Raw genomic sequence first — 16,208 nt, 5'->3', positions numbered from 1 at the left:
ACGCCTATGCGGGGGGCCGCCAGAGCGCTGCGTGACGGCTTCTCGCTGCCCGCCCGGCCACCCTGGGGCTACGGGCTGCTGTGCGGGTTCGCGGTGGCCGGGCCGCTGCTGGCCGGGGTGCTGGCGGGCCGGCCGCAGTCGGGCGCGTTCCTGGCTCTGGGGGCGTACCTGACGGCGTTCGGGGACACGTACGGGCAGCCGTACGCGTCGCGGGCCAGGTTCATGGCGGTCAAGATCGTGCTCATCGCCGCCGGGTGCTGGCTGGGCCTGTTCCTGGCGTACCGGCCCTGGTTGGCCGTACTGGCCGTGGGGCTGGTCGCCGCGGCGGGCGGCCGGTGGCGTGCCGTGGGCACGCCGCCCGCGTTCGCCCTGGTCACCGGCTTCTACCTGGCGGTTCCCGCGAGTTTCGGGCCGCCCGAGCTGATGGTCCTCGGCGGCCTCCTGTACGCCGTGATCGCCCTGTCCCTGTGGCCGCTGCGCCGGTTCGACCCGCTCGCCACCGCGCTCGACGAGGCCGTCCACGCCACGGCCGCGCTGCTCGACGGGCCGGCCGGCGACGACTGGGCCGGCCGCAGGGAACGCGCGTCGAAGGCCCTGGGCGCCGCCGCCACGGCCTCGGCGGCGTTCGGGAGCACGGACGCGACCGGCGGTTCCTCCGACGCGTACGTGCAGGCACTGGTCCGGATCTTCCACGAGACGGTGGCGCTGCGCGGCCTGCGCGCCGCGGCCCCGGACGAGCAGGACGGGATCGACGAGGTGGCCGTGACGCTGGCCGCGGACCTGCGCGTGGCCGCGGCCGGGCACCGGGCCGGGGTGGTGGAGGCACTGGCCGTCACCGCCGACTACGCCGAACGCCTCGATGCGCGCGAGCCGGGCGACGGCCTCGCGGCGCTGCGCAGCGGCGCGGTGCTCGGGCAGGCCCGGCGCTGTCTCGACCGGATCGCGGTCGGGGTGCGCACGGTGGGCCTGCTGTCCGCCGAGCACGTTCCTCCGGCGGGCCCGCGGTTGTTGCCGCGGCTGCGGTGGAAGCCGCCGCCGAAGGGCGCCGGGCCCGAGCACGCCGGCCGGCTCGGGCTCGCCACCGCCGTGGCGATGGCGCTGATGCTGGGGGTGCACGAGCAGTACGGCAAATGGTTCGTGTTCACCGTGCTGCTGGCGGTGCGGCCCACGTACGGGGACACGGTCGAGCGGGTGGTGCTGCGGGTGGCGGGCACCGTGCTGGGGGCGGCGGGGGCGGCGCTGATCCTGGCGGCGGTGCCGGGGCCGTACACGATCGTGGGGACAGTGCTGGTCTTCGCCACGCTCGGGTTCGCGCTGCGCGAGGTGAGCTACGGCTACTGGTCGATCTTCGCGACGCCGCTGGCCATGATGCTCACCGACTTCTCGACCCGGCTCTACTGGGAGGCGGCGGGGATCAGGCTGGCGCTCACCGTGGGCGGCGGCGTGCTGGCGCTGGTGGCGGTGCGGCTGCTGTGGCCGCGTGGCCAGGCGGGACGGCTGCGCGGCCTGGCCGCCGAGCTGCTGCGCGAGCACGCCGACCTCATCCGTACGCTCGCCGAACGCGACCTGGACCGGCTGCCGGACCGTACGGAGTCGGCCCGGACGGCGGCCCAGCGGCTGGGCCAGTCGCTGGACAAGCTGGACAAGGAGCCGGGCGGCCGCGCGCCGGACGAGCTGCGTGCCGCGGTGACGTCGGCCAGGAAGCTCAGGGACGACACGATCCTGCTCGGCGCCGTGATGCGCGGTGCCGAGCCGGGTTCGGACGCCACGGTGGCCGTGCTCGACGCGGTGGCCGACCGGCTGGCCGCCGTGGGGCAGGCCGTACGGGAGGGGGAGCGGCCGCCCGAGGCCGACGCGTTCGAGTCGGAGCTGGACGGGGTGGCGCGGGAGGTCAGCTCGCTGATGGAGGAGGCGGCGGCGGGCGAGGGCACGGCGGTACGCCGGAGGCTGCGGCACGCGGTGACCGCCCACCCGGCGCTCCGGTCGCTCTGCAAGGACGCACTCGACCTGGCCGCCCAGGTCACCGCGCGGTTCAGGACGTGAGGACGCCGTCCTCGGCGTCGGCGGCCTCGACCTCGTCCCTGGAGATGCCCAGCAGGTAGAGGATCGAGTCGAGGTAGGGCGTGTTGACCGCGGTGTCGGCGGCCTGCCGGACGACCGGCTTGGCGTTGAAGGCGATGCCGAGCCCGGCCGCGGCGATCATGTCGAGGTCGTTGGCGCCGTCGCCGATGGCCACCGTCTGGGAGATGGGCAGCCTGGCCTCCTTGGCGAACCGCTCCAGCGCGCGGGCCTTGCCCGGCCGGTCGACGATCTCGCCGACGACGCGGCCGGTCAGCTTGCCGTCGATGACCTCCAGCACGTTGGCCGCCGAGTAGTCGATGCCGAGCTCCTCGACCAGGGTGTCGGTGATCTGGGTGAAGCCGCCGCTGACGATGGCGAAGCGGTAGTCGAGCCGCTTGAGCGTACGGACGAGGGTGCGGGCGCCGGGGGTGAGGACGACCTCCTGGCGTACCTGCTCGAAGACCTCGGCGGGCAGCCCTTCGAGGAGGGCCACCCGGCGGCGCAGCGACTCGGCGAAGTCGAGCTCGCCGCGCATGGCCTGCTCGGTGACCGTGGCCACCTCGTCGAGGCAGCCGGCGTGCGCGGCCAGCAGCTCGATGACCTCGCCCTGGATCAGGGTGGAGTCGACGTCCATGACGATGAGCCGCTTGGCCCGGCGCGACAGGCCGGTGCGCTGGACGGCGACGTCGACCTCCTGGGCGGCGGCCTCGGCGGCCAGCTCGACGCGCAGGGCGGTCGGATTGGCGCCGGAGACGGACAGCTCGATGCAGGTGACGGGCCACTGGGCGAGGCGTTCGATGCGGTCGATGTTGGCGCCGGCGGCGGCGATGCGGCCGGCGATGCCCGCGATGGCGGCGGGCTGGAGGGTGGCGCCCAGAACGCTGACCGACAGGCGGCCGCGGCGGCGCTGTTCCTTGGCCTGGGAGCCGGTCGAGAGCTCGACCTCCATGCCGAGGTCTTCGGCCACGCGTTCGACGGCGGTCCACATCGCGCCGAGGGTGGTGCCCGTGCCGGTGGAAGGGCCGCCGGCGTACGCGACGAGCACGCCGAGCGTGAGCCTGCCTCGGATGACGACCTGCTCGATGTCCGCGACCGTCACCGGGAACCCGGACAGCACGGAGAAGAGCCTGGAGGTGACACCGGGCCGGTCGGGGCCGGTCAGAGTGATCAGGAGGGTGCGCTGGTCCACATCCAGCCACGGTACTGCGCCCGGTCCGGTGCCCGCGCAGCAGGCTCGCCATTCGGACACGGGCGCAGCGGCCTGCGGGCTAGCGGACGATCCGGGTCGTCGCGGACTTGGCGTAGCCGTGCTCGGGGATGCCGAGGCGCTCAAGCTCCTCCTGCGCCAGCGACCACGTGCCCTTCTCCTGGTCCCACATGCCCTGCTGGACGTCGTAGGTGATCACGCCGAGGGTCGCCTTCTGCGCGCCCTTGGCGTTCTTCTTCAGCTTCGCGTCGAACACGAGACGGACCCAGTCGTCCTTCTCCAGGACGTAGGGCACGCTGCAGTACAGGGCGCGGCCGTCGAGGGCGCAGATGGTGCCCTTGGGGGCGCTGTAGCGGATCTTCCTGAGGTCCACGCCCTTCGGGAACTGGCCGCCCACGAACCAGGCGTCCGCGGAGTAGGGGCCCGTGTTGGTCGCCGTGAGGCTGTACTTGATGTGTCCACCGGCCTTGGCCGTCTTGGACGCCTTCAGATTGATCTTGAAGACCGCGAACGGGTCGTCGGCGACCTTGGCCGTGTGGGCGGCGGTCGTCGTCGTGGCGGAGGCGGGCACCGCCGGAACAATCAATGCACCGGCCAGCAAAGCCAGCGAGGCGACCTTGGTGAGGGAGTTGCGCATTACGTCTCCGATGAGGAAGTGGCACGGGGACGTACACGAACAAGCCCCCGTAAATATCGGCTGTTCCTATCACGAGGGCAAAATCCGTGTAAAGCTTATTTATCCAGAATCAAGTGCGTGTCGCCAAACTCGTGCCACAGATATCCCTTCCGCAGCGCCTCTTCGTACGCGCGTCCCAGCGCTTTCTCGCCGGCGAGGGCCGTCAGCATGAGCAGATGACTGGAACGCGGTTCGTGCAAACCGGTGATGAGCCCGGTCACGGCCCGTACGCCGGCGGCCGGGGTGACGACGTGCGAGGTCCAGCCGGTCGACGCTGTGACCTGGCCGTCCGGGGCGACCGCGGTCTCCAGGGCGCGTACGACGGTCGTGCCGGCGGCGATGACCCGGTTGCCGTTCTCCCTGGCCAGGTTCACCAGGCGGGCGGTGGCGGCGGGCACGTCGTAGCGTTCGGCGTAGGGCGGCTCGTCCTTCTCCGGCGAGGCCACGCCGGTGTGCAGCGTGATCGGCGCGATCGCCACGCCCCGCGAGACCAGCGCGGTGACCAGCTCCGGGGTGAACGGCCGGGCCGCGCTCGGCATCTCCGCACTGCCGGGCACGGTGGCGAACACGGTCTGATAGGCGTCGATGGGCCAGTCGGCCGGCACGTACGAGTAGCGGATCGGCCGGCCGTGCGCGCGCAGGTACGGCACCACGTCCCGGTCGAGCCGGGCCCGCCACAACCGCGGCGTCTCCCGCTCGATCAGCCGCAGGGTGGCCCGGCCCGGCAACGGCAGCCATTCGCCCGGCTCGCCGCCCCCGTAGGGCTCGGACGCCTTGGCGGTCCTGCGGCGCAGCTCGACCAGCCAGGTGCCGTCCTCGCGGGCGGTCGAGAAGTGCACCGCGAGCCGGTCGAGCCGGACGGCCGCGGGCAGCGTCGCGGAGTTGTTGACCACGATCAGGTCGCCGGGGTCGAGCAGGCCCGGCAGATCGCCGAACCGGTGGTGGGCGGGCTCGGCCGCGCCCCGCGAGACCATCAGGCGCACCGCGTCCCTGGCCAGCCCCCGCGCCTCCGGCGGTTCGTGGGCCGACAGGTCGGCGGGCAGCGCGAAGTCCAGCAGCGCCGTCATTGCAGACTCACCTTCCCGCTGGCCGGCCGGGACCTGACCAGGTCACGCAGGGCCGCGGCCACCTTGGCGGGATCGGCCGCCGACGACGCCTCCTCGGCCCCGACGGCGTCGGCGAGCATGCGGGTGTTCATCTCGCCCGGATCGGCCCACCAGACCCGTACGGCGGGCTCCTCGGCGGACAACACGTTCGAGAGCTGCTCCAGGGCGGCCTTGGTCGCGCCGTAGCCGCCCCAGCCCTCGTACGCGCCGGTCGCGGCGTCGGAGGTGATGTTGACCACCGCCCCGCCGGCCGCGCGCAGTGCGGGCAGCGTGGCCTGGACCAGCGCGAGCGGCGCGGTCACGTTCGTCTCCAGCAGGACCCTGAACGCCTCCAGCGGGTAGCCCGCCAGCGGCGGCAGCGGCGTCACCCCGAGATCGCTCGCGTTGTTGACCAGGAGGTCCAGCTCGGGCACGGCCTGTGCCAGCCGGGCGACGTGCTCGGGGTCGGTCACGTCGCCGGGGATCGCGGTGGCGCCCAACTCGTCCGCGGCCTGCCGCAGTTCCTGCGCGCCGCGGGCGGTGAGCACGAGGTTCCAGCCCGCCTCCGCCAGGGACCTCGCCAGAGCGAGGCCGAGGCCGCGGGAGGCGCCGGTGATGAGAGCGGTGTTCGTCATGACATCGACGCTAGGATCGCCGCGCCGCGCGGGCATCGGGCGCAGGGCCCGCTCCGGCCTGGGCACATCGTCCTAGGACCGGGACCCTAGAGTGGGTCCGTGAGCTCTCCGGACCGAGACGAGATCCTTCAGGCGGTGAGCTCCGCCGTGCTCGCGGTCACCCGCCACCTGTCGGTGCGCGAGGTGCTCCAGGTCATCGTACGGTCGGCGCAACGCCTCCTCGACGCCCGCTACGCCGCCCTGGGCGTGCCCGCCGACGACGGCTCGTTCGCCGAGTTCGTCGCCGAGGGCATCACCGACAAGCAGTGGGACGCCATCGGCCCGCTGCCCAGGCAGCACGGCATGCTCGGCGCGATGTTGCGCGAGGGCACCCCGGCCCGCCTGCCCGACCTGCGGGAGGACCCGCGGTTCGAGTGGTGGCCGAAGGCCCACCCGGTGATGAAGGACTTCCTCGGCGTCCCGATCCGCGACGCCGACCAGGTGATCGGCATCATCTTCCTGGCCAACAAGCGCACGCCCGGCGGGTTCACGCAGGAGGACCAGGACCTGCTGACGCTGTTCGCCGCGCACGCCGCCATCGCCCTCACCAACGCCAGGCTCTACGAGCGCGGGCGCGAGCTGGCCATGCTCGAAGAGCGCAACCGGGTGGCCCGCGAGCTGCACGACGCGGTGACCCAGAAGTTGTTCTCGCTCCGGCTGACCGCCGAGGCCGCCGCCACCATGCTGGACAAGGCGCCCGAGAAGGCGCGCGCCGAGCTGGAGCGCGTCCAGCGCCTGGCCGGGGAGGCGCTGTCGGAGCTGCGTGCGGTGATCGTCGAGCTGCGCCCGGCCGAGCTCGACCACCACGGGCTCGCCGAGACGCTGCGCAAGCACGTACGCATGCTCGACCGGCTGCATCCCTCGCTGGTCACGTTCGAGTGCGACGAGCTGCCGCCGCTCGACTCGGCCGTGGAGGTGGCCGTGTTGCGGGTGGCCCAGGAGGCGTTGCACAACGCGCTGCGCCACTCGGGGGCCGAGCGGGTCTCCGTACGCCTGGTCTTCGAGGGCGGACGGCTGGCGCTGACCGTCCACGACGACGGCGACGGCTTCGAGCAGGGCGAGTCGCGCGGCCTCGGCCTGGTGTCGATGCGGGACCGGGCGGAGTCGGTCGGCGGTGTCATGACGGTCTCCTCGGCGCCCGGCCAGGGGACCACCGTACGTGTGGAGGTGGGCCTGTGATCCGGGTGCTGATCGCCGACGACCATCCGGTGGTCCGGCAGGGCCTGCGGACGTTCCTCGATCTTCAGGACGACATCACGGTCGTCGGCGAGGCGGCCGACGGCGCGCAGGCGGTCGAGCTGGTCGGCGAGCTGACGCCCGACGTGCTGCTGCTCGACCTGAAGATGCCGGTGCTCGACGGGCTCGGCGCGCTGGAGCGCCTGACGGGGGCGGCCACGCGGGTGGTCGTCCTGACGTCGGTGAGCGACCGCTCCGACGTCGGCCCGGCGATGCGGGCGGGCGCCTCGGGGTTCCTCTACAAGGACGTCGACCCGTCCGCGCTGGTCCAGGCCGTGCGCGCGGTGCACAACGGCCAGGTGCTGCTCGCGCCGGAGGCGGCCGAGGCGATGTTGTCCGCCCCGGCGCCGGCGGGCGTCGTGCCGGGGCCGGCGCCGCTGACCGAGCGCGAGCGCGAGGTGCTCGCGCTGATCGCGGCCGGGCGGTCCAACAGGGAGATCGCGCGCAGCCTCGCCGTCGCGGAGAAGACGGTCAAGACCCACGTCTCGAACGTGCTGATGAAGCTGGGCGTCCAGGACCGGACCCAGGCCGCGCTGTACGCCGTACGGCACGGCCTGGCCTGATCAGCCGATCAGGTGTCCTTCTTCTTGTTCGACTCCTCGTGGCTGGCCGGCGGGTTGTACTCCTTGACGGGCGGCGGCGGCGTCCAGCGCTTGGTGGGCTTGCGCGGCGGGGTCACGATCGTCGTCTTGGCGGTCTTGAGCCAGTAGTAGCCCTTGATGCCGAGGCGCTTGAGCTCTTCCTTGTCGATGTTCTCCATGCCCTGGTCGACGTCGTACGCGATGACGCCGAGCTTGGCGACGGCCACGCCCTTGGTGCCCTTCTTCATGGTGACCTGGAAGTTGAGCCAGTCGGTCTTGCCCTTCTGCAGGACGTACTTGCCCCAGCACCAGAACCAGCGGCCCTCCCAGGTGCACTTCGTGCCCTTCGGCGCCCCCCAGCGCAGCGTCGGCACGGTGCCCTTCGGCACCTGGCCGCCGATCCAGTAATAGTCGGCGTAGTACGGCCCCAGGTTCTTCGCCTTGAGGTAGTACGTGATCTTCCCGCCGCGCCGGGTGCGATTGTTGTACTTGACCGAGATCTTGAAGCTTGAGAACGGCTTGGCCTGCGTCGCGACGGCCCGCGTCGTCACCGCGGAGGTGGTCGCGGCCGTGGTCGCGGCGGTGGTCGCGGCGGTGGTCGTGGTGGCGTTCGCCTGGGCCGGGGCCACCAAGGGCACTGCGGCCAGACCGCCGACTAAGAACAGGCTGAAGCTCTTGCGCATGAGACGGCTCCCCGTACGGTGCTGGAAATCCCCGATCTTCTCCGTGATTATTGCGTAGGGCAAATTTTTCGCAAAGAACGTTGATCTTTCGTGACTTGGGGTGGCTTGCGCGTGTTCGCACGGGCTCATCACGCTTGCGATCGGGGGTCTTGGCGCAAGGGGAGGACAGGTGCCTGAGACGCACCCATTACAGCCCGGTGACCCGCGGTCACTGGGCGCGTACCGGCTGCTGGAGCGCCTCGGCAAGGGGGCCCAGGGGATCGTCTTCAAGGCGGAGGGGCCCGACGGGCGGCTCGTCGCGATCAAGCTGCTGAACACGCTGCTCGACAAGCCGGGGCTCGACGGGGAACGTTTCCTGCGCGAGGTGGCCGCCGCGCGCCGGGTCGCCCAGTTCTGCACCGCGCAGGTGCTGGGGGCGAACATGGACGGCGAGCAGCCGTACATCGTGAGCGAGCTGGTCGACGGGGTGTCGCTCCAGGTCGTCGTGCAGCGGGAGGGGCCGCGGCAGGGCGGGGCGCTGTACCGGCTGGCCGTCGGCACGGTCACCGCGCTGGCCGCCATCCACCGGGCCGGGATCGTCCACAGGGACTTCAAGCCGAGCAACGTGCTGCTGGGGAACGACGGGCCGCGGGTGATCGACTTCGGCATCGCCAGGGCGCTGGACTCGGCGATGACGATCAGCAGCGGGGTGGTGGGGACGCCGGCGTACATGTCGCCGGAGCAGATCTCGGCCGAGCGCGTGGGGCCGCCCAGCGACATGTTCAGCTGGGCGCTCACCATGTTGTACGCCGCCACCGGCCGGCCCGCGTTCGGCCAGGACAGTCTGCCTGCGGTCATCTACCGGGTGATGAACGAGGAGCCGGACCTGTCGGCGCTGCCCGACGAGCTGCGGCCGCTGGTGCAGTCGTGCCTGAGCAAGCGGGCCGAGGAGCGGCCGACGGCGGCGCAGGCGCTGTTCGCGCTGCTGGAGAACCAGGGGGCCGGGTCCGAGCTGGACGACGAGGTCGCACTCAACACCGGCTCCCAGCTCGCCGCCGACCACCCCGTTCCCGCCCCTGACCGTCCTGCTCCCGGGCCTGACCGTCCCGCTCCCAGGCCGCCGGGCCCCGGCCCCGCGCCTCTCGGCTCCGCCGCCGGTGACGGGCCCGAGGGCGGGACGCCGCAGGCCGCCCGGCCGCCGACCGGATGGGCCAATCCCTCGGGCGTCTCCTACGCCCCGCCGCCGCCCGTCCCGCCGTCCGCCCCGCGCCCGCCGGCCGGGGGCTTCCGGGCGCCTTCGCCGGACGTACGGCCGTCGCAGGCCGGGCAGCACGCGCCGGAGGGGCCCACGCGGTACGTGCGGCAACCCCCCGCCGCGCCCTACGCGCCGCATCGGCAGTTGCCGCCGCCCTACCCCATGGGCCCGCCGCCCGCCGCCCCCGGCAACGGCAACGACGCGTTCTTCAGGCACGCCCCCGCCGTCGAGCGGCCCGACGAGGCCAGGGCCAGGCGCAGACGCGCGATCATGGTGTCCGGCACGCTCGTCGCGGCACTCGCGCTGGCGGGCGGCGTGTTGTTCCTGGGCCCGAAGATGTTCGCCGCCGAGCCCCCGCCGAGCCGGAACGTGGCCGAGGCGACCTCGTCGATCGCCCCGACCCCCACGCCGACCCCCACCCCCACGCCCACGGTCACCCCCACGCCCACGCAGACGGTCCCGCCGGTGCGGACCGTCACCGCGCTCGGCAAGCAGGACGGCAAGTCGCTCAAGGGCCACGCCAAGGGCGTCCAGACGATCTCGGCCCTGCCCATGGGCGACGGCCGGACCTGGCTGGTCTCCGGCGGCCAGGACGGCCGCGTACGCCTGTGGGACCTCGGCAAGCACAAGCCGCTGGCCACCATGAAGGGCCACAGCGAGGAGGTGTACGCCGTGGCCGCCGTCATGGTCGGCAAGACCCCCATGGCGGTGTCCGGCGGATACGACGGCAGCGTGCGCCTGTGGAACCTCAAGACCCACAAGGGCAAGGTGCTCGGCTGGCACGGCGACGCCGTCTACTCGGTCGCGCTGACGAAGGCGGGCGGCAAGTGGATCGCCGTGACCGGGGACGCCAAGGGCTGGCTGCGGTTCTGGGACCTGAAGAAGCGCAAGGCGACCGGCAGGATCGTCAAGGCCCACAGCAGGTCGGTGAACTGGCTCAACGCCACCCGCATCGGTGACCGCGCGATCGTCGTCTCGGCCAGTGAGGACTCCACCCTGCGCATGTGGGACGTGGCCCGGCACAAGGCGTACGGGAAGGCGTACAAGGGGCACTCGAAGGGCGTGTACGCGGTCGCGGTCGGCAGGATCGGCGACCGGACCGTTGTCGCGTCCGGCGGCAAGGATCGGAAGATCCGCATCTGGGACCCGAAGACCGGCAAGGCCGTCGGCTCACCCCTGTCGGGTCACAAGAACATCATCTACTCCCTGTCCTTCGGCACGGTGGACGGTCGCGCGGTCCTGCTGTCCGGCTCGACCGACGGCACCATCCGCCTCTGGGACCCGGAGAGCCACAAGCCCCTGGGCAAACCGGTCAAGGCCCACAAGCGCGGCGTGTACGCGGTCGGGATCGTCCCCCTGGGCGGCGGGACGGCCATCGTCTCGGCCGGAAAGGACAAGGTCATCCGCGTCTGGAAGCCGGTGGAGTGACGCCTACGGGTGGCGTACCGGCTCGAAGATGGCGTGGTGGGCGGCCACGAGCGCACGGCGGATTGCCCGGTCGAGGTCGCGCAACGCCGCGGCCCTGGCCGCGACCTGGGGCGAGGTGAGCCCGCGGTCGTCGGCCAGGGCGAGGACGGCGGCCAGCCGGGTGGCCAGCGTGGAGACGCGGTGGGCGCGCGCCGGATAGCCGGGGGCCAGCTCGCCCCCGTGCTCGGCCGGACGGCCGGGGCGCGACTGCGCCGGGCCCTCGACGCCGGTCAGCGCCTCCGTGGCCGCGCGCATCGCGCCCGACAACTCGTGCTCGGCCTCGGCCAGCGACGGCAGGTCCTGGCGTACGGGACCGGCGTCGTGCACCTCCAGCCGGATCCCCACGTACGACGACCCGCGCCGGTCGGGAAAGGGCACCAGCCCGAGCCGCCGGTCGCGGAGCACGGCGACGGCGGCCTGCCCGGCGTCGACCGCGGAGGAGTTGAACGTCGCGGGCCCCGACAACCCCAGCGGGTCACCGGGCGCGGGAAGGGCGAGCCGGAACTCGTGCAGACCGTCGGAACGGAGGTTTGCGAGGTATTTACGCAGCGGGACGTCACCGGCCACGACGGGTCCGGCGACGGCTTCCACGTGGTCAGCCGCCTCGTCGAGGCCGACATGACCCGAGAGCCACGCGTTGCCCCAGGCGACCAGTGAGGGGCAGACAGATGATTCAGGGCGCACCGATCCACGATAAGCGCTCGCCCTGCAATAGGTTTGTCCCGAGGGTGACTCCCAAAGGAGGGATCGGGGATGGGTGGTCAGGTGCTGCGGCTCCAGGACGTCGCCGTCAGGCGCGACGGAGCGGCCCTGCTGCGCGGCATCGACTGGACGGTCAACGAGGACGAGCGTTGGGTCGTCATCGGTCCCAACGGTGCGGGTAAGACCACGTTGTTGCAGGTCGCGGCCACGTTGCTCTATCCGACCGAGGGCGTGGTCGAGGTGCTGGGGGAGCGGCTGGGGCAGACCGACGTGTTCGACCTGCGCCCGCGTATCGGGCTGGCGAGCGCCGCGCTGGCCGAGCGCATCCCGCCGGAGGAGAAGGTCATCGACCTCGTCCTCACCGCCTCGTACGCCATCGTGGGCCGCTGGACCGAGGAGTACGACTCCAACGACGTGACCAGGGCCGTCGAGTTGATCGACATGATGGGCGCGGCCCACCTGATCAGGCGGCGGTTCGGCACGCTGTCGGAGGGCGAGCGCAAGAGGGTGCAGATCGCCCGCGCGCTCATGCCCGACCCCGAGATGCTCCTGCTCGACGAGCCGGCCGCCGGCCTCGACCTGGGCGGCCGGGAAGACCTCGTGCGCCGTCTGTCGTCGCTGGCGGGCGACTACCGCTCGCCGACGCTGGTGCTGGTGACGCACCACGTCGAGGAGGTGCCGAGCGGGTTCACCCACGGGCTGCTGCTGCGCCACGGTTCCGTGGTGGCTCAGGGGCCGCTCGAACACGTGATGACGGCCGACAACCTCTCCCAGACGTTCGGGGTGCCGCTGACGCTCGACAGGAGTGCCGAAGGACGCTGGTACGCCAGGGCGCACTGACCTCGTCGGATCGCCATTTATGCGGATATCGGTCGCCTAATGGTGAAACGAAATATCATGCACCGAGTCGGTCCCCTCGACTCCGGAGCTTCGCCATGTCGACCGAGCAGCTCGTCGTCGCCCTCGTCGTGGTCGCGGCGGTGGGCCTCGTGGTGGCCCGCAGCATCCGCATCATCCCGCAGGCCACGGCCGCGATCATCGAACGGCTGGGCCGCTACCACCGCACGCTGAAGCCCGGCCTCAACCTGGTGGTGCCGTTCATCGACCGCATCAAGGACCTGATCGACCTGCGGGAACAGGTGGTCTCGTTCCCGCCGCAGCCGGTGATCACGTCCGACAACCTGGTCGTGTCGATCGACACCGTGATCTACTTCCAGGTCACGAACCCGAAGGCGGCCACGTACGAGATCGCGAACTTCCTGATCGGCGTCGAGCAGCTCACTGTCACCACGCTGCGCAACGTGGTCGGCGGCATGGACCTGGAACGCACGCTGACCTCCCGCGAGGAGATCAACACCGAGCTGCGCGGGAGCCTCGACGAGGCCACCGGCAAGTGGGGCATCCGCGTCAACAGGGTCGAACTGAAGGCCATCGACCCACCCGCCTCCATCCAGGACTCGATGGAGAAGCAGATGCGTGCCGACCGGGACAAACGCGCCGCCGTGCTGACCGCCGAGGGACAGCGTCAGGCGGCGATCCTGGCGGCCGAGGGCGACAAGCAGGCGGCCGTGCTGCGCGCGAGGGGCGAGGCCGAGGCCGCTGTGCTGCGGGCGCAGGCCGACGCCGAGGCCCAGGCGATGCGCGCCAAGGGCCAGGCGGACGCGATCGGCATGGTGTTCAAGGCCATCCACGACGGCAATCCCGACCAGCGGCTGCTGGCCTACCAGTACCTCCAGACCCTGCCGGAGATCGCCAAGGGCGACGCCAACAAGCTCTGGATCGTGCCCTCCGAGATGGGCAAGGTGCTGGAGGGCCTGGGCGGGCTGTTCGCCCCGCCCGGCCCGAAGGACCGCGAGGGGTAAGACTCAAACACGTGTGCGGATAAATACCCGACTATGTGGGTATAAATCAGTACATGAAGGGTGATCGGGTGGAGATCGTCATCGACGCGGGCGGCACCCCGCGAACCTACGAGGTCAGGGCCACCCGCGCGGGCCGCCGGGTCGAGGTGGCCAACCGGCGCGGGCTCGTGGAGGTCAGCGAGGTCACCCGCAGCGGCACGCCCGTACGCACGGCCCGCTTCATGTCCAGCCGGATCCTCGCCCTCGTGGAGCACCCGGCGGACGAATCGGGCCCGGACGACTGACGGAGGTCCGCCGACTGACGGAGGTCCGCCGACTAACGGAAGTCCGCCACGTGGTCCTCGGCCCACTGGCGGAAGGTCAGCGGGGGCCGGCCGAGCAGCCTGCGCACGGTGTCGGTCATCCGCTCGGGACTGTCCACCGCCGCCCCCCAGCCCTTCAGCGCGGTCTCCACGAACCCCGGGTCGCCCCAGAGGGCCGTCAGGTGCTCGCGGGCCTCGTCGAGCGGCTGTTCCTCCCAGCGCACCTCGTGCCCGGCCACCTCGCCGATGATCCGTACCTGCTCGGCCTGGGTGAGCTGCTCGGGGCCGGAGAGCACGTACCGGCCGCCCGTGTGCCCGGCGGAGGTGAGCACGTGGACCGCGACCGCGGCGATGTCCTTCTCGTGGATCAGCGCCCTGACCGCCTGCCCGAACGGCCAGCGTACGACGCCCTGCCTGATCTGGTCGGCCCAGCCCAGCGTGTTGGCCGCGAAGCCGCCGGGCCGCAGGAACGTCCAGGAGAGCCCGGAATGCCGGATCAACCGCTCGACACTCTGGTGGAACAGCGCCGGCTCCTCGCCGTCGGCCAGATCCTCGACGTCGGCCGACAGGTAGACCACGCGGCGGGCGTGCCTGGCGACGGCCGTCACGGCGGCCGCGGTGGCCGCCTCCGAGTAGCCGGGCCACAACAGAAAGACGCTCTCGACGTCCCGCAGGGCCGGTTCAAGAGACTCGGGCACGGTCAGGTCGCCGCGCACCGCCTCGACGCCGTCGGGCAGCCGGGCCGTGCCGGGGTTCCTGACCAGCGCCCGTACCTCCAGGCCCGCCTCCGCGAGCTGGGAGACCACATGCCTGCCGACGTTCCCGGTCGCGCCGGTCACCAGAAATTTGCTCATGGGCCCGACGGTAGGACCTCAAGTTAAGTTCAGGTCAACCCCGGACGTACCTGGATCGTGCCGTCGCGGCGGACGCGGGTCTCGAACATGGGCGCGGGAGCGGTCGCGGGGCCGTGTTTCACCGAGCCGTCCGCCAGCCTGAACGTGCTGCTGTGCCAGGGGCAGACCACGCACGCCTCGCCGTCCTCCATGACCAGCCGGCCCTGGTGCAGCGGGCCCGCGAGGTGCGGGCAGCGGTCGGCCAGCACGGTCACCGCGTCGCCCTGGCGCAGCACGAAGAGCTGGATGTAGCCGAGCCGGCGGGCGACCGGCCTGCCGTCGGGCAGGTCCTTGAGCGGGCACAGGTCGTGCCACCCCAGCGGTACGAGATGGGCGACCTGCGGCGCGTGGTTGGCCCCCGCGGCCTGGCGGTAGGCCATGTGCCCGCCGAGATAGCCGCCGAGCGTCCCCAGTCCGAGCCCCGCGTACGACAACACCCGCCCGGCCCGCTCGGCGCCGCGCAGCCGGGCCACCAGCGAGGCGGACATCAGGCCCAGGGCGGCCACGTTCGCCGCCATGTGAACGAAACCCACACGCTGCTGCTCGCGGTGCAGCGAGGACCAGTCGGTCAGCCCGGCCGCGGCAGTGGGCAGCGCGTTGCCGATGCCCGTGGCCAGCAGCAGCCGGGTCGCCCGGGGATCGGCCCTGGCCAGGTCGAGCACGGCGGCCGACAACCAGCAGCCGAGGGTGATCGTGGCCAGCGGCGGGTGCAGCGGTTTGCCCGTGGGCACGCCGTGCAGCAGGTCGCGTACGGCGCCCTGGCGCAGGCGCTGCCGAACGACCTTGGCCAGCCCGCGGATCGGTCTGTCCATGGCCTTCGACTTCTCAAGCCGATCGGCCAGGTCAACCGGACCGACGAAACCCCGCAATTGCCGACGTCCCGCTCGCACTGTCTCTTTCACGACAAGTCCCCTACCCCGGCCTTGATGGGATCACTCGGCGAGGTGTCCCCTGGCCACGGAGAGTTCTACCAGCTCCAACGCGTACGCGCCGAGCGAGGGCGACCCTTCCTCGATGATCCGCACCTTCGCCCGTACCTCGCCGGCCGTCACCTTGAACAGCGGCCAGGTGCCACCCTCGGTGTGGTGGTTGGCCAGGATCGGCGCGAACCGGTCGAGGGCCTTGGCGAACCTCGCCTCCGGCGTCACGCGGGCCTCGAACTCGTCCCAGAGCGCCCGGAGCCCGGCGCCCTGCTCGCCCGGGAGCAGGCCGAAGATGCGGTCGGCCGCGGCGGTCTCGGCGGCGGCCTGGGCGGCGACCGCCACCTGGTCGTAGACGAAGGTGTCGCCGGCGTCGATCTCGACCAGGTCGTGCACGAGCAACATGGCCACCACCCGCTGGAGGTCCGTACCCGGTGGGGCGTGCTCGCCGAGGATCATCGCCAGCGTGCCCACGTACCAGGAGTGCTCGGCGGTGTTCTCCCGCCGCGAACCGTCGATGAGATGGTTGCGGCGGATGACCCGCTTCAACTTGTCGATCTCGACGGCGAAGGCGATCTGGGCGTTCAGGCGGTCCTCTTCTGGCGCGATAGTCACGCGCGACACC

The 16,208-nt window shown here is 72.0% G+C and carries 16 protein-coding genes; 7 read left to right on the top strand and 9 right to left on the bottom strand.

What is annotated here, in order from left to right; all coding sequences use genetic code 11:
- Positions 1-6 precede the first annotated feature (6 nt).
- Entirely contained in the window at positions 7-2,043 is a 2,037-nt protein-coding gene (locus tag IEZ27_RS10665; protein ID WP_189647055.1) for an FUSC family protein, read from the top strand.
- Here the strand turns inward: IEZ27_RS10665 and serB are convergent.
- From serB to IEZ27_RS10645, 4 genes are all read right to left on the bottom strand, one after another.
- On the bottom strand, positions 2,033-3,250 hold the full coding sequence (serB, locus tag IEZ27_RS10660; RefSeq protein ID WP_189647054.1) for a phosphoserine phosphatase SerB: 1,218 nt from the start codon (positions 3,248-3,250) through the stop codon (positions 2,033-2,035). The two genes, IEZ27_RS10665 and serB, sit on opposite strands and share 11 nt — an antisense overlap.
- 79 nt (positions 3,251-3,329) lie before the next feature.
- Positions 3,330-3,905 (bottom strand): DUF11 domain-containing protein, encoded by a 576-nt coding sequence (locus IEZ27_RS10655; protein WP_189647053.1) that lies wholly within the window; start codon positions 3,903-3,905, stop codon positions 3,330-3,332.
- A gap of 95 nt (positions 3,906-4,000) precedes the next feature.
- Positions 4,001-5,011: an S-adenosylmethionine:tRNA ribosyltransferase-isomerase gene (locus IEZ27_RS10650; RefSeq protein ID WP_189647052.1), complete on the bottom strand. Its 1,011-nt coding sequence runs from the start codon at positions 5,009-5,011 to the stop codon at positions 4,001-4,003.
- Entirely contained in the window at positions 5,008-5,664 is a 657-nt protein-coding gene (locus IEZ27_RS10645) for an SDR family oxidoreductase (protein ID WP_189647051.1), read from the bottom strand. The genes IEZ27_RS10650 and IEZ27_RS10645 overlap by 4 nt, the downstream gene beginning before the upstream one ends.
- A 99-nt stretch (positions 5,665-5,763) precedes the next feature.
- Here IEZ27_RS10645 and IEZ27_RS10640 point away from each other — a divergent pair, with 99 nt between their 5' ends.
- On the top strand, positions 5,764-6,882 hold the full coding sequence (locus IEZ27_RS10640) for a GAF domain-containing sensor histidine kinase (RefSeq protein ID WP_229823842.1): 1,119 nt from the start codon (positions 5,764-5,766) through the stop codon (positions 6,880-6,882).
- Positions 6,879-7,502, top strand: coding sequence for a response regulator (locus IEZ27_RS10635; RefSeq protein ID WP_189647050.1), 624 nt, complete (start codon positions 6,879-6,881; stop codon positions 7,500-7,502). Before IEZ27_RS10640 ends, IEZ27_RS10635 begins: the two co-directional genes overlap by 4 nt.
- Positions 7,503-7,510: 8 nt before the next feature.
- On the opposite strand, the gene IEZ27_RS10630 is transcribed toward IEZ27_RS10635, so the two are convergent.
- A complete protein-coding gene (locus IEZ27_RS10630) occupies positions 7,511-8,203 on the bottom strand; it encodes a hypothetical protein (RefSeq protein WP_189647049.1) in 693 nt (230 codons plus the stop codon).
- A 169-nt stretch (positions 8,204-8,372) separates the two neighbouring features.
- On the opposite strand from IEZ27_RS10630, the gene IEZ27_RS10625 reads away from it, so the two are divergent.
- On the top strand, positions 8,373-10,865 hold the full coding sequence (locus IEZ27_RS10625) for a serine/threonine-protein kinase (protein WP_189647048.1): 2,493 nt from the start codon (positions 8,373-8,375) through the stop codon (positions 10,863-10,865).
- A gap of 3 nt (positions 10,866-10,868) precedes the next feature.
- On the opposite strand, the gene IEZ27_RS10620 is transcribed toward IEZ27_RS10625, so the two are convergent.
- Positions 10,869-11,588 carry a hypothetical protein gene (locus IEZ27_RS10620; RefSeq protein WP_189647047.1) on the bottom strand — a complete coding sequence of 240 codons (720 nt, stop codon included), beginning with the start codon at positions 11,586-11,588 and terminating at the stop codon, positions 10,869-10,871.
- A 69-nt stretch (positions 11,589-11,657) separates the two neighbouring features.
- Here IEZ27_RS10620 and IEZ27_RS10615 point away from each other — a divergent pair, with 69 nt between their 5' ends.
- The 3 genes from IEZ27_RS10615 (at position 11,658) to IEZ27_RS10605 (ending at position 13,752) form a co-directional block, all read left to right on the top strand.
- On the top strand, positions 11,658-12,446 hold the full coding sequence (locus IEZ27_RS10615) for an ABC transporter ATP-binding protein (protein WP_189647046.1): 789 nt from the start codon (positions 11,658-11,660) through the stop codon (positions 12,444-12,446).
- A gap of 95 nt (positions 12,447-12,541) precedes the next feature.
- The gene (locus tag IEZ27_RS10610; RefSeq protein WP_125643978.1) at positions 12,542-13,468 is read left to right on the top strand and encodes an SPFH domain-containing protein; all 927 of its coding nucleotides are present in this window, start codon (positions 12,542-12,544) and stop codon (positions 13,466-13,468) included.
- Positions 13,469-13,521: 53 nt separating this feature from the next.
- The gene (locus tag IEZ27_RS10605) at positions 13,522-13,752 is read left to right on the top strand and encodes a hypothetical protein (protein WP_189647045.1); all 231 of its coding nucleotides are present in this window, start codon (positions 13,522-13,524) and stop codon (positions 13,750-13,752) included.
- A gap of 32 nt (positions 13,753-13,784) precedes the next feature.
- On the opposite strand, the gene IEZ27_RS10600 is transcribed toward IEZ27_RS10605, so the two are convergent.
- The 3 genes from IEZ27_RS10600 to IEZ27_RS10590 form a co-directional block, all read right to left on the bottom strand.
- Positions 13,785-14,624 carry an SDR family oxidoreductase gene (locus tag IEZ27_RS10600; RefSeq protein ID WP_189647044.1) on the bottom strand — a complete coding sequence of 280 codons (840 nt, stop codon included), beginning with the start codon at positions 14,622-14,624 and terminating at the stop codon, positions 13,785-13,787.
- A 29-nt stretch (positions 14,625-14,653) separates the two neighbouring features.
- Positions 14,654-15,475: a Rieske 2Fe-2S domain-containing protein gene (locus IEZ27_RS10595; protein WP_229823840.1), complete on the bottom strand. Its 822-nt coding sequence runs from the start codon at positions 15,473-15,475 to the stop codon at positions 14,654-14,656.
- A 120-nt stretch (positions 15,476-15,595) separates the two neighbouring features.
- A complete protein-coding gene (locus IEZ27_RS10590) occupies positions 15,596-16,207 on the bottom strand; it encodes an HD domain-containing protein (protein ID WP_189647042.1) in 612 nt (203 codons plus the stop codon).
- Position 16,208 lies beyond the last annotated feature (1 nt).

Origin of the sequence: Nonomuraea spiralis (assembly GCF_014648435.1) — a bacterium.
In the GTDB taxonomy this organism is placed as follows: Bacteria; Actinomycetota; Actinomycetes; order Streptosporangiales; family Streptosporangiaceae; genus Nonomuraea; species Nonomuraea spiralis.
Note: the sequence above shows the minus strand (reverse complement) of the source record. Positions and strands in the feature narration are given on the sequence as shown.